The organism is Pontibacter amylolyticus (genome assembly GCF_014638845.1).
In the GTDB taxonomy this organism is placed as follows: domain Bacteria; phylum Bacteroidota; class Bacteroidia; order Cytophagales; family Hymenobacteraceae; genus Pontibacter; species Pontibacter amylolyticus.
In genome coordinates this window covers 426,993-439,378 of record NZ_BMFP01000004.1, presented here as the reverse complement: position 1 = coordinate 439,378, position 12,386 = coordinate 426,993, and the positions used below count along the sequence as shown (strand labels likewise).

Sequence of the window (12,386 nt, the reverse complement as noted above, 5' to 3'; positions counted from 1 at the left end):
CTAACAGTAAGACTTATGAAAAAAAGCACAGCAAAGGCCCAATGGAACAAAGGCCTGAAAAACGGCAACGGCGAGGTAGAGTCCGGCACCGGTAACTTTAAGGCAGGCTATACCTTCGCCTCCCGCTTCGAAAACGACACCTCGGCCACCAACCCCGAAGAGCTGATCGGTGCGGCCCTGGCCGGCTGCTACTCCATGTTTCTGAGCTCCCTGCTCGAGAAGGCCAAATACGAGCCGCAGTCGGTGCAGTCAACCGCTACGGTGCACCTGGGCGAGAAAGACGGCGGACCGCATGTGATGAAGATCGAACTGAACACCGAGGCGAGCGTGGCAGGTATAAGCGACGATGAATTTCAGAAGCTGGCCGAAGAGTCAAAGGCCAAGTGCCCTATTTCGAAGGCGCTGGGTGCCGTGCCGGAGATCATTTTAACCGCTTCTCTCAAAAAATAAATTTGCTATATTGCAGCTTGCACATAAACTGTGCGCGTTCGTTTCACTTTAACATCCTTATATGCCTACAGCCGGTAATGCAAGATCGTCGCTTTTAGTACAGTTAAGCCCTTCGCGCAATGCTAAGCTTTCTTTTACGGTGCAACTGGTGCTCACCCTTTTCTGGCTGGCCTGGGCCACCATGCTGCTTGTAAGCGAAAACCCGACTGATGACCAGAATTACCTGTACTACATCTTTTTCGGTTTGGCTGTCGTTTTTCTGGGCTACGTGATCCTGCAGAACACTTCTGTATTTGGCGTGCAGTCTTACATTGAAGTGACACAGGAGTACATCGTTCAGAAAAATGGGGTGTTTCGGACCAAGATGATCACGGCTATACCTGACATCGAATCGGTGCATGTATCGCCTATGGCCCTGCGCATCACCCAGCGCGACGGCAACAAGGTATACCTCGACCTGAAGCAGATCCGCAAAAAGCGTGACATCGAGAAGGTGAAAAGCAGAATACGCGATTTGAGCCGCCAGCACAACTTCGACGTAACGGAAGCGAACCTGGCCTAAGGTATAGGCGCAGCCGAACTATTGCGTTTTGCCTGGGCATCGGCATTTTGTTAGGCGCTGCCCTATACCTGAAGTTTAGTACGAATGCCAGCCCGCAAGCCTATTTTGTGCTGCTCGCTGGAATTATACCTGTGAGGATGTTAGGCGTGCGCATTCTGCAAAAGTCTAGGAAACGATAAAGGAGTGCTGCAATAAGCACCAAGAGAGAGGGCTATACCTGCGCAGGTATAGCCCTCTCTCTTTTGACATGCTTACCAGGTATAGCACAAACGGAAACCGCCGCTACTCAGGTATAGTAGCGGCGGTTTCGTGTTGATAGGTATAGCGCTCGGTCAGGTATAGCTTAGCCCGCCTTCGATTTGAACTTCTTCTGAAGCTCCTGTATGCTCACCTTGAATTTCTTGTCGGTATCGATCAGATCAGAAACAGTCTGCACGGAGTGGATCACCGTACTGTGGTCGCGGCCACCGAAGTGGTAACCGATCGACTTAAGCGAATGGCTGGTGAACTCCTTGGCAAAGTACATGGCCACCTGGCGCGCCGTCACAATCTCTTTCTTGCGGGTCTTGGCCTTCAGCGAATCCAGGCTCACCTGGAAGTACTCAGCCACCGTTTTCTGGATGAAGTCGAGGTTCACCTCGGTCTCCACATCCTCGATGATATGCTTGAGGGCCTGCTTGGCAAGCTCCAGGTCAATTTCTTTTCTGTTCAGCGATGACTGCGCGATCAGCGAGATCAGCACGCCTTCGAGCTCACGCACGTTGGTATCCACGCTGTAGGCCAGGTACTCCACCACGTTGTCCGGAATGTCAATCCCGTCGCCCTGCATCTTTTTCTGGATAATGGCCATACGCGTCTCGAAGTCCGGGCTCTGCAGGTCGGCGGTGAGGCCCCACTTGAAGCGGGACAACAGACGCTCCTCCAGGCCCTTCAGGTCGCGCGGCGGACAGTCGGAGGTCATCACGATCTGCTTGCCGGACTGGTGCAGGTGGTTGAAGATGTGGAAGAACATTTCCTGCGTCTTCTCCTTGCCGCTCAGGAACTGCACGTCGTCGATGATCAGGATGTCCACCAGCAGGTAGAAGTTGGCGAAGTCCTGCACGTTGTTGGTCTTGAGCGACTCGATGAACTGGTTCACGAATTTCTCGGAAGACACGTAGAGCACGAACTTTTCCGGGTTGCTGTTTTTGATGTGGTTGCCGATGGCCTGAACCAAGTGCGTCTTGCCCAGTCCCACGCCGCCGTACACCATCAGCGGATTGAACGAAGTGGTGCCCGGCTTGTTGGCCACGGCATAACCGGCCGAGCGCGCCAGGCGGTTACAGTCCCCCTCTATGTAGTTCTCAAAGGTATAGGCCCCGTTCAGCTGCGAGTTCAGGAAGTTGCGGTCAATGGTCTTGGACTCGAACGGGCTCTTGATGAAGTTCTGCTCCGGCCGGTAGGAGTTCACCACGGCGGTCGGAATCTTTTTGGTCGGAATGTTGACCGTCTGCGGCTTGTTGGCCTCATTGCCACGGTCCACGATAATCGAGTACTCCAGGCGCCCCTCACTGCCCAGCTCCTGGTAGATCACTTTCTTCAGCAGGCTTACATAGTGCTCCTCCAGCCATTCGTAAAAGAACTGGCTGGGCACCTGTATAGTCAGCACGTTGTCGCGCAGGGACAAAGGCTTGATCGGTTCGAACCAGGTCTTAAAGCTCTGCTCGCCAATATTTTCCTTAATTACCTGTAGACAGTTACTCCATACTGTTGAACAGTCTTTTATCATCCAATTTTCCAAAACACAAAAGATCCGTTGGGTGTAACAAACCTCACCTTGACGGCAGGGGGGTTACAAATTTGACCAATTTATTCTAAACAAAAAATTATTTATTCACGAAGTTAATACAGGGTTATCCACAGCCAACACAGCGGTCCTTGTGTCGGTCCTACGCTTTGATTTTCTGCTGAATGTAACATCTATTCTGCCCAAAAACAAGCCCGACCAGCCAACTTGATTGATCATGGTTTCGTGCCCGCTTTCGTGTCGCAGCACTTCCGGTTTTTCCATGAAGGTATGGGTATGGCCGCCCAATATCAAGTCGATGCCGCTGACCTGCGTGGCCAGCTTGCGGTCGTCTATTTTTTCGGTGTCGTAACTATAGCCAAGGTGCGATAGGCAGATAACGTAGTGACACTTCTCTTTTTCGCGCAGCGCCTGCACCATTTTGCGGGATTCCTCCAGCGGGTCCAGGTATACGGTCTCGCCGTACATGTTTTTGCTCACCAGGCCGTCGAGCTCGATACCCAGCCCAAATATACCCACCCGTATCCCTTGCTTTTCGAACACTTTGTAAGGCTGAAAGCGGCCTTTCAGAATCGTGTTGGAGAAGTCGTAGTTGGCCGTGAGGAACGGGAAACCAGCCAAAGGTAGCTGTTTCTGCAGCCCTTCCAACCCGATATCGAAATCGTGGTTGCCGAGCGTGGCGGCGTCGTATTGCATCTGGGTCATGAGCTTGTACTCGAGCTCCCCCTCAAAGAAATTGAAGTAGGGCGTGCCCTGCCAGATGTCGCCGGAGTCGAGCAAGAGCACGTTGGGCTCCTGTTGCCGGATGCGCTCGATGAGCGTAGCACGGCGGGCCATGCCGCCCATGCCGCCGTACTTGCGCCCATCGTCCGGAAAGGGGTCGATGCGCGAGTGCTGGTCGTTGGTGTGCAGAATGGTCAGCCGGATGCCATCGCGGGCGGCTTCGGCCGAAAAAGGCAGCCCCAGCATGCTGATACCTGCCGCGCCGAGGGCAGTGTGCTTCAAAAAGTCTCTTCTCTTCATGGTCAGGTATAGCTTAAGGAAGGATGGTCACACGTTTTTCCGCTGGGGCAGTCACCTGCTTGCCGGCCGCCGTGAGCTGCTGTATGTGCTGGTGAATGGCATCACGCAGCAAAAGCCCCAGCTTCTCATATTTCAGCAGGTTCTTCAGCATGTCGAGTTTATCGCCGCCTCCGGCCAGGTAGTCGGAGGTAACCAGGGTATATGTTTTGTTCGGGTCCAGGGGCTGGCCTTTGATTTTGATATCCTGTGCCTTGCCGTTGGCTACGGTATAGGTTGCGTTGCCGATGTAGGTAATCTTGCGAGCCGCAGCATCATCGAACAGTTGCTTTACAGCCTTGCCGCTCAGGGTCAGCACCACCATCTCATTCTCGAACGGCATCAGCTCAAAAATATGCCCTGTGGTGATATTGCCCGCAGGCAGCGGCACGCGCAGTCCGCCTTCGGTAGTGATGGACAGGTCGATGGGTTTGCCGTAGACCGGTTCGCTCTGGGTCAGCTGCAGGTCTACCACAAAGTTGCCGAGCGGCGACTCGTAGTCGCCTTTGCCCAAAGCCACCGGCGCCGTCCCCACCACCTCCGACATTTTCACGGTCACTTCCTGGCGGTACGGGGCCACCAGCGCCTCCACAGCCGGATCGGCCGCGATGGTATGGTCCACGGCCACGTCTGTCTCGTTCAGGTTGGCGGAGGGTTGCAATGGCCGCTGGCAGGCGACCAGACTAAGGACCAGGGCCAGTCCGGAGGTATATTTTAGGAAAGGGCGCTTCATGGGTGCTGCTGTAATTATCCCCAAAGTTATCAACATTGAGGGGCCTGGCAAAACTGTTCTGCCTATAAAACTGGAAGATTTCCTACGGGACTCTTTTAGATGCTCTTGACCAATTATATACAAATTGTCATATATTGCTGTCGTCTAATAACACATCCTGTATGAAAATAAACTTTTACGCTTTCCTTTTCTTTCTTTTTGCCATTTACTTCAGTTCGCCAGCAGAGGCAACCCATTTGCGGGGCGGGTACATTTCCTACACCTTGGATGAGGATAATCCGCGCAAGGCTTACCTCACCATGAAGGTATATATTAAGGAAAGCTCTCCAGCAAGAGACTCATTAATCTCTGTTTCTATGGGCGATGGTGTACATATAGAACTGATGCTCGACACGGTTTTAGCTGTAAAACATGATGTTGCATTATCCCTCTATACATGGGAACATACCTTTGCGAGCGCTGGCACCTATACCGTTACGTGGATGAGTGAAAATCGAAATGGTCAAATCCTAAACCTCGCCGCCCCATCCGATCAGTTTACCATGGTGCTTACGACAACCCTTACAATAAATGAGATTTCTCCTAACAAACATGGCGTGGATATCAAAACAACGCTTCCCGTTATCGCACACCCTGATGTGCCACTGCGCTTCAACCTGATAGCTTATGACCTGGATGGCGACAGTTTAGGCTACGAGCTAGTCAACCCGCTTTACCGCAATGTACAGGGGCAAATCGTGCCTGTGCCAGGCTACAAAGTACCCAAAGGTTTGGGAATCAACCGATTTGGCGAGATTTATTGGGAAAACGCTAGCACCACGATGGGTGCCTACAACTTTGCCGTGCAGATTACCCAATACAGAAAAGGCCAGGCGGTTGGCTCAACCTTGTTCGACATGGAGTTTCTTGTTTTCATGGACAGCCCTTACTTCGATTTCCCTAAAGCAGAACTTGAGAACAGAGAGGAACTTACTTTCCTTAAAGACGGCAGGCTGCTGGTCAAGCCCGGAGAAAGGGTGACGCTTCGTTTGTTTTTTCCACAGTTCTCACATGTAGTCTACACATCCTGGGTAAGTGAATTGCAGGACCCGGAATTAAAGGATGTCTCGTTCCGAAGCATCAGCAGCTTTGAGCACGAGTTTACGTTTACAGCCCCCAAGGCGCTCAGCCGACGGCAGGCTTACGGCGTCAATTTTAATTTTACGTTCAAGCATCCTACGATCCCCAGAGAATACGTCGCGACGCTGCCAATCTCCCTTCTGATCTGGCAGCCTGAGGAGGTAAAACTGGGTATGCTGGCATCTGGCAACCTGAAATACACGCCGGAAGGCTACATCAGCAGCATACCAGGGCAGGACACAAAAGTGATGCTGTTTGCTTACAATGGCCTGGGCAACACAGTGGATTTAACCATCGACAGCAACCTGAAAGCCGGGGCTGGGCACTTCAGCTTCGTCACCCGCGACTCGGCTGACAGTGTGGTGGGAGAGCTTGTTTTTAACCCCTCGCAGGCGCAAGTCAGCAGCAAGCCCTATACCATCACGATCAGCAGCACTTCCATGCAGTTGCGCACCAGCAACAGTTCTTCCTCCACCACCCAGGAAATGGTGTTGCAGGTGCTCGTCTCCGAACCTATACCCCTGTCGATTGAAGACGATCTGGTAACAGAAAAAATAAAGCTTTACCCTAACCCCGCCACCGACAAGTTTATGGTAGAGGCACCCGAACTGCCGGATCTATATCTGCAACTGCGGGATGTGAATGGCAAAAAGGTGGCCGGTTATACCTTGCAGCCTGGTCACAATCTCCTCAGCAGACCTGACGCACTTAGCCTGGGACTCTACTTCTATACCTTGACAAGCCAGGCGCAACCAATTCGGAACGGGAAGCTGGTGATGCAGTAAAGCTGCCAAACAGGTATAGCTGAAATTTAGGGCAATATATATTAGGCAAAAAAATCACAATATTATTACAATATTAGCGTATTAAGAATCTATTGTTACATTTATATTCTTAAAGCCTATACCTATGAATATCAAACCTTTACTCTGCTTACTTGTTCTGTTTCTGGCACCCGTACTAGTACAGGCAACACACATTTACAGCGGCTACATCAGTTATACAACCGACCCACAGAACCCGCTAAAGCTCAATTTTGAGATGACGACTTACAATTACACGGCATCAACAGCTTCTGACCCAGCTGTTTTTATGAATATGGGAGATGGCAATAATGTGATGGTTGAAAGAGCTGCCTTACCAACGTACAGTAAAAGTTTTTACACCTCTGTTTTCAGGTGGTCGCATACCTATTCCTCGGCAGGTGACTACATTGTAAGTTGGATCGGAGAGAACAGGAACGCTCTCATCCTGAATCTGGCACCTCCAACTGATCAACTTGCCTTTTATATCTATACCAACGTGAAAGCAGGCAGTTCACTGAAAAACCTGAACAGCGTAAAACTGGCCGGTACGGGAGTAGTACAGGTGTTCCCCAATGAGCCCTGGACACACAACCTCCTGGCCTACGATGCCGATGGCGACTACCTGATGTACGATCTGGTGATCCCTAAATATAGAAAATCTGCAAACGAGATAGCCAATGCACCCAGCTACCAGCAGCCAGAAGGACTAAGGATAAACGAGTTTGGCGAACTACACTGGCCAAATCCTGGAGCAAAGGGGCAGTACATCATTAATGTGCGCATAACAGAGTTCAGGGATGGCATACAACTGGGATCTACGGTCGTAGAAATGACATTGATGGTAGGTGAAAGACTGGATCAGCCTCAATTTAGCTTAATCAATAAAGAGCGGCTGACAGTGAATGACGATGGCTCTGTACAGACCTGGCCCGGACAGCCGGTCAAGCTGGAATTTTACCTGCAAAAGAATCCGGCCAGTGACTTGCCTCTAAGTGCCAGACAGTTCGGAGAAATTGACACACTTAAATTAGCAGATACATCCTTGCAGTTCAGAGATACAACTAACGGCTATGCCATTACTTATACCTTTACCCCAACTCCTGCACTAGAGCGAACAGAGCCATACTTAATTGGCTTGCGAGGCTTGACACAATACGATTTACCAGACCACCAGTATTTTAGGAACATAGAATTCGCCTGGGCCTTCGCGTACATTTATGTGGGGGAGCAGCGGCGTCCGCTTTCCTCCGGCGACGATTTCCCAACTGAAAGGGTGAAGCTATACCCCAACCCGGCACGGGGCGAGTTCACCATAGAGGCCCCCGATCTGCCGGCCCTTCACCTGCTGGTGCGCGACGTGACGGGCAAAGTGGTGGCGAGCTATACCTTGAGGCCGGGCAGAAACGATTTCGCCCGACCGGCCAAACTGGCCTCGGGGCTCTATACCTATACCTTAACCAGCCAGCTCTCGCCCATCGAAACAGGCAAGCTGGTACTGCAGTAAACTATTCAATAAAAAGCCTCCCTCATTACTAGTTGAGGGAGGCTTTTCTATACCTGTTTACCTTTTGCCTTTTCCTTCCATGTAGTTCAAAGTCAGGCTGGTGAGGGTTTTTACGCCTAGCGTCAGGCCGCTTTCATCTATAAAGAAATCCGGTGTGTGGTGCGGGGCTACTTCTTCGGGCTTCTTGCCTTTTGACATCCCGCCAACGAAAAGGAACAAGCCCGGTATCTTCTCCTGGTAGAACGCAAAATCCTCGGCGCCGGTCACCGCCTTGGCCAGCACTACTTTGTCGCGGCCTGCCACGGTGTGCAGGGTTGGGAGCATGCGCTCCGTTAAGGCCGGGTCGTTGTAGGTAACCGGTGTTTGTGGGATGATCTCCACTTCTGCAGCTGCTCCACTGGCTTCTGCAATTTTGGTGGCGGTGAGCTTCAGCTTCTCGTGCAGCTTCTTTTGCATGTCCACGTCCAGCGCCCGGATGGTGCCTTCCATCAGCACCTCCTCCGGAATGATGTTGTTGCGCACCCCGCCATGAATGCTGCCCACCGTGATCACGGCGGCGCCTTCCGGCAACTGCGTCTGTCGGCTGATGATCGTTTGCAGGCCGTTGATGATCTGAGCGGACACCACGATCGGGTCTATACCTGACCAGGGGTAGGCGCCGTGCGACTGCTTGCCTTTTACTTTGATGCGGAAAATGTCGGCGCTCGCCATAGTTCCGCCCGGCGTATACTTGATGGTGCCCACCTCCGTCTGCGAGTTGATGTGCAGTCCAAAGATCACTTCCGGTTTCGGCCCCTTGTCGAGCACGCCCTCTTTTACCATCAGAGCGGCGCCGCCCTCTTCCCCTACCGGAGATCCCTCCTCCGCTGGCTGAAAGATAAATTTCACGGTTCCTTTCAAGTCTTTTTTCATACCTGCCAGCACCTCAGCCGCTCCCATCAGCATGGCGATGTGCGTGTCGTGGCCGCAGGCGTGCATCACCCCTACCTCCTGTCCGTTGTAAGTGCTGCGCTCTTTGGAAGCAAAAGGCACATCCGTTCGCTCCGTCACCGGCAGACCGTCAATATCGGCGCGCAGGGCCACGACCGGGCCGGGCTTTCCACCTTTCAGGATGCCCACCACACCGGTATGCGCCACGCCCGTTTGTACCTCTATACCTAGTTTGCGCAGGTGGTCTGCAATCTTTTCGGCTGTCTTGGTCTCGCGGTTGCCCAGCTCCGGATATTGGTGAAAGTCGCGTCGCCACTCGATCACTTTCGGCTCCAGTTTATCGGCCATGGTGTTGGCCCTGGCCAGCAGTTTGGAGTCCTGCGCAAGGGCAGGTACAGTCATGAGCAGCCCCAGGCAGAGGGGCAGTGCTTTTTGAAAGAAGGTATAAGGCTGTATCATTTTTAAGATCAAGTGTTTGCTTCCTCTAAAGCTACATATTTTTTGGAATAGCCGTACAACAATCCATGCTGCAGCAATGGAAAGCCACCGTCCGCAAACTCAAAGAGGACATCTATACCCTATACCTGGCCTACCGCGACCCGCGCGTGCCATTTTTTGCCAAGGTAGTACTGATTCTCACGGTTGCCTATGCCTTCAGCCCGATCGACCTGATACCGGACTTTATACCTGTGCTGGGTTATCTCGACGATCTGATCTTGCTCCCGCTCGGCATCTGGCTCTCCCTGAAGCTGCTGCCCGCGGAGGTTGTAGCGGAGTACCGCGTAAAGGCCAGGCAACAGCTTCTGGAACGAAAGCCCAACTACTTCATGGCGGCTGTCATTGTCCTGGTCTGGCTCTTATTGGGTTTTTGGCTATACCTGCGCTTTGTGGTTCACGTAGACTAAATTCAAAGTGGTAAAACGGCCAGACCTTCTTCCCGCTTTTCATAAGCTGCAAGAGAAAGTATATATTTACAGGAAATAACACCCCTACACGATGACTGACGAGCAGAAGCTATTCTCAGAATTCAAGCCGGGCACGGCAGCCGATTGGGCGGCGCGCGCGCAGAAGGACCTGCGCGAGACCCCACTCGAAAGCCTGGACTGGCATACCTATGAAGGCATTACGATCAAGCCCTACTATACCCGCGAAGACATTCAGCACCTGCCCTTTGCGCAGCAAAAACCCGGCGACTTTCCCTTTCTGCGCGGCACCACCGGCAGTGACAACGGCTGGCAGAACATCCAGAAAATAAAAGCGCTTGGCAACGGTATACCTGCCATCGACAAAGCGGCTGATGCCCTGGGCAGGGGCGCCGACGGCGTTCTCTTTATCGTGGAAGATCCGCAGGCTTTTGATGTCGCCTACCTGACCGGGCAGCTCGACCTGACCACACAGTCTGTCAGCTATACCCTGGGCAGTGACCCGACAGCCTTCCTCAAAAGGCTCTATACCTCGCTTTCGGAGCAGAACACCTCGCACCGCAACCTGAAGGGCTTTCTGAACTACGACCCGATGTCTGGAAATGGCCAGCTCAGCGAAGAAGAGATCAAAACCATCACCCAGGTGCTCGACCTGACCAAAGATAGTCCTGACTTCTACGGCGTGACGGTTTGCGGCACCAATTTCAGTAGCATCGGCGCTTCACTCACGCAGGAAGTGGCCTATACCCTGAGTGCTGCCGTGGCCTATACCGATCGCCTTACCACAGCCGGTGAGCCACTGGAGTCGGTGCTGCGCAACATGCTGTTCTGCATGGGAGCCGGCACCAATTACTTTTTCGAGATCGCCAAGCTGCGTGCGCTTCGCCTGTTGTGGTCCGCTGTGGCAGAGGCCTACCAGGCTGACCCGGCACTGGCCGCCAAGCTGCGCATCCACAGCACGACTTCCAGCTGGTACCAGACCACGCTCGACCCCTACGTGAACATGCTGCGCGTGACCACGGAGGCCATGTCGGCCGTTCTCGCCGGCGCTGATTCGCTCACCGTGCTGCCTTTCGACAGCACCTTCAAGGATTCAGACGAGTTCTCGGAGCGCATCGCCCGCAACGTGTCCATCATCCTCAAAGAGGAATCCTACCTGGACAAAGCCGTGGACCCTGCCGCCGGCTCCTACTACCTCGAGTCGCTCACCAACGAACTGGCCTCAAAAGCATGGGAGCTATTTAAAGAAGTGGAAGCACAGGGAGGTTTTGAGGCCGCTTACGAAAATGGTTTTATCCTGAGCTCTATCACCGAAGTGAGTCGCCAGAAGTTCCGCGACATCGCAACGGGCCGCATGGTGCTGGTGGGCACCAACAAATACCCGAACCCGAAAGAGCAGATTGACTTCGACCCGGAGGAGCTGATCCAACGCGCCGAGTTCGACACGACTCGTGCCGCCTACCCGACAGAGGTGATGCGCATGGCAACCGAGCTGCATTTGCGCAAGCGCAAGCGCCGTCCGAGAGCGATTGTTGCCGTGATCGGGCAGGCAGCCAAGCGCCACATCAATGCCTCGTTCGCGAAGGAGTTCTTCAGCTGTGCCGGCTTTGAGACAGAGGTACAGCAGTACGACGACGTGGAAACCGCCGTTACCAGGCTATTGCACGCAGCCGCTGAGGTAGTGGTCGTTTCCACTTCGGAAGCAACCTATGCCCGCGAGTTCGGTCCCAAGATCAGCCAGCACAAAGCCAAACCGACCATCATCATGGCCGACGATCCGCAGCACATGAAAGACGAACTGGTAGCCCACGGCTACGACGAGTTTATTTTCGAGGACTGCGACATGTCCACCATACTCGAGTTGGTGCAGAAGCGCCTGGAGCGCGAAGAGAACAATGGTGGTAAGCAATAAAAACAGGGTGCTATACCTGGCAGCAGGTATACTGCTGTTTATCGCGACAGCCTTTACATTCAAAAACAACAAAACAGCGACTATGAGCGACGCGATCACCGAAGTAAAACAGGCCCTCGACGGGCAGGTAGCTGCCTGGAACAAGGGCGAATTGGAGAAGGCGATGGACTTTTACTGGGAGTCGCCGGACATGCTCTGGATCAGCCGCAACGGCACCGAGCAAGGCTGGCAACAAGTGCTGGACATGTTCAAGACCGACTTCACGGACCGCAGCAAAATGGGCGCCTATTCCTACGAACCCTTGCACATTGAGCAGGTAGGCCCGGAGGCTGTGTACTACGTGTACCGCTGGAAGATCGACCTGCAGGGCAAAAAACTGATGGGCGGAGTATCGTCGCAGCTCTGGAGGAAAGTGAATGGCCGCTGGGTGATTACCGCTGAGCACGCGAGTTAGACAATGACTGAGTTAGTGAATGAGTGGTTGAGTGAGTTAATGATTGAAGGTTAAGTAAATTTGTGAATTGGGAATTATTTGAAGTTTACAAATTTCACTTGCCCAATCATTCATCCGACACTCCCTAAATGGATAAAAATCATTCAAT

At 52.9% G+C, this 12,386-nt stretch carries 11 protein-coding genes; 7 read left to right on the top strand and 4 right to left on the bottom strand.

Annotated features, from left to right (window positions below; translation table 11 throughout):
- Nucleotides 1-15 precede the first annotated feature (15 nt).
- On the top strand, nt 16-450 hold the full coding sequence (locus IEV97_RS12520; RefSeq protein WP_188501811.1) for an OsmC family peroxiredoxin: 435 nt from the start codon (nt 16-18) through the stop codon (nt 448-450).
- Nucleotides 451-511: 61 nt separating this feature from the next.
- Nucleotides 512-1,012, top strand: coding sequence for a hypothetical protein (locus IEV97_RS12515; RefSeq protein WP_229733927.1), 501 nt, complete (start codon nt 512-514; stop codon nt 1,010-1,012).
- A gap of 343 nt (nt 1,013-1,355) precedes the next feature.
- On the opposite strand, the gene dnaA is transcribed toward IEV97_RS12515, so the two are convergent.
- The 3 genes from dnaA to IEV97_RS12500 form a co-directional block, all read right to left on the bottom strand.
- Nucleotides 1,356-2,780, bottom strand: coding sequence for a chromosomal replication initiator protein DnaA (gene dnaA / locus IEV97_RS12510; RefSeq protein WP_188501906.1), 1,425 nt, complete (start codon nt 2,778-2,780; stop codon nt 1,356-1,358).
- Nucleotides 2,781-2,885: 105 nt separating this feature from the next.
- Nucleotides 2,886-3,821, bottom strand: coding sequence for a bifunctional metallophosphatase/5'-nucleotidase (locus IEV97_RS12505; protein WP_188501810.1), 936 nt, complete (start codon nt 3,819-3,821; stop codon nt 2,886-2,888).
- 13 nt (nt 3,822-3,834) lie between these two features.
- Nucleotides 3,835-4,590, bottom strand: coding sequence for a 5'-nucleotidase C-terminal domain-containing protein (locus IEV97_RS12500; protein WP_188501809.1), 756 nt, complete (start codon nt 4,588-4,590; stop codon nt 3,835-3,837).
- Between the two features lie 161 nt (nt 4,591-4,751).
- Between IEV97_RS12500 and IEV97_RS12495 the strand changes: the two genes are divergently transcribed.
- Entirely contained in the window at nt 4,752-6,494 is a 1,743-nt protein-coding gene (locus IEV97_RS12495) for a T9SS type A sorting domain-containing protein (protein WP_188501808.1), read from the top strand.
- A gap of 124 nt (nt 6,495-6,618) precedes the next feature.
- Nucleotides 6,619-8,019: a T9SS type A sorting domain-containing protein gene (locus IEV97_RS12490; RefSeq protein ID WP_188501807.1), complete on the top strand. Its 1,401-nt coding sequence runs from the start codon at nt 6,619-6,621 to the stop codon at nt 8,017-8,019.
- 57 nt (nt 8,020-8,076) lie between these two features.
- Here IEV97_RS12490 and IEV97_RS12485 read toward each other — a convergent pair whose 3' ends face one another.
- Entirely contained in the window at nt 8,077-9,408 is a 1,332-nt protein-coding gene (locus IEV97_RS12485) for an amidohydrolase (protein WP_188501806.1), read from the bottom strand.
- 65 nt (nt 9,409-9,473) lie between these two features.
- On the opposite strand from IEV97_RS12485, the gene IEV97_RS12480 reads away from it, so the two are divergent.
- From IEV97_RS12480 to IEV97_RS12470, 3 genes are all read left to right on the top strand, one after another.
- Nucleotides 9,474-9,854 carry a YkvA family protein gene (locus IEV97_RS12480; RefSeq protein ID WP_188501805.1) on the top strand — a complete coding sequence of 127 codons (381 nt, stop codon included), beginning with the start codon at nt 9,474-9,476 and terminating at the stop codon, nt 9,852-9,854.
- Nucleotides 9,855-9,945: 91 nt separating this feature from the next.
- A complete protein-coding gene (locus IEV97_RS12475; protein ID WP_188501804.1) occupies nt 9,946-11,784 on the top strand; it encodes a methylmalonyl-CoA mutase family protein in 1,839 nt (612 codons plus the stop codon).
- On the top strand, nt 11,768-12,238 hold the full coding sequence (locus IEV97_RS12470; protein ID WP_188501803.1) for a YybH family protein: 471 nt from the start codon (nt 11,768-11,770) through the stop codon (nt 12,236-12,238). The genes IEV97_RS12475 and IEV97_RS12470 overlap by 17 nt, the downstream gene beginning before the upstream one ends.
- The last annotated feature ends 148 nt before the right edge of the window (nt 12,239-12,386 follow it).

What these genes read in the sequence shown, in the direction of transcription:
- IEV97_RS12505 (WP_188501810.1), bottom strand. Translation starts at nt 3,821, where the DNA reads ATGAAGAGAAGAGACTTTTTGAAGCACACTGCCCTCGGCGCGGCAGGT.
- IEV97_RS12515 (WP_229733927.1), top strand. Translation starts at nt 512, where the DNA reads ATGCCTACAGCCGGTAATGCAAGATCGTCGCTTTTAGTACAGTTAAGC.
- dnaA (WP_188501906.1), bottom strand. Translation starts at nt 2,780, where the DNA reads ATGATAAAAGACTGTTCAACAGTATGGAGTAACTGTCTACAGGTAATT.
- IEV97_RS12475 (WP_188501804.1), top strand. Translation starts at nt 9,946, where the DNA reads ATGACTGACGAGCAGAAGCTATTCTCAGAATTCAAGCCGGGCACGGCA.
- IEV97_RS12485 (WP_188501806.1), bottom strand. Translation starts at nt 9,408, where the DNA reads ATGATACAGCCTTATACCTTCTTTCAAAAAGCACTGCCCCTCTGCCTG.
- IEV97_RS12470 (WP_188501803.1), top strand. Translation starts at nt 11,768, where the DNA reads ATGGTGGTAAGCAATAAAAACAGGGTGCTATACCTGGCAGCAGGTATA.
- IEV97_RS12500 (WP_188501809.1), bottom strand. Translation starts at nt 4,590, where the DNA reads ATGAAGCGCCCTTTCCTAAAATATACCTCCGGACTGGCCCTGGTCCTT.
- IEV97_RS12490 (WP_188501807.1), top strand. Translation starts at nt 6,619, where the DNA reads ATGAATATCAAACCTTTACTCTGCTTACTTGTTCTGTTTCTGGCACCC.
- IEV97_RS12495 (WP_188501808.1), top strand. Translation starts at nt 4,752, where the DNA reads ATGAAAATAAACTTTTACGCTTTCCTTTTCTTTCTTTTTGCCATTTAC.
- IEV97_RS12480 (WP_188501805.1), top strand. Translation starts at nt 9,474, where the DNA reads ATGCTGCAGCAATGGAAAGCCACCGTCCGCAAACTCAAAGAGGACATC.
- IEV97_RS12520 (WP_188501811.1), top strand. Translation starts at nt 16, where the DNA reads ATGAAAAAAAGCACAGCAAAGGCCCAATGGAACAAAGGCCTGAAAAAC.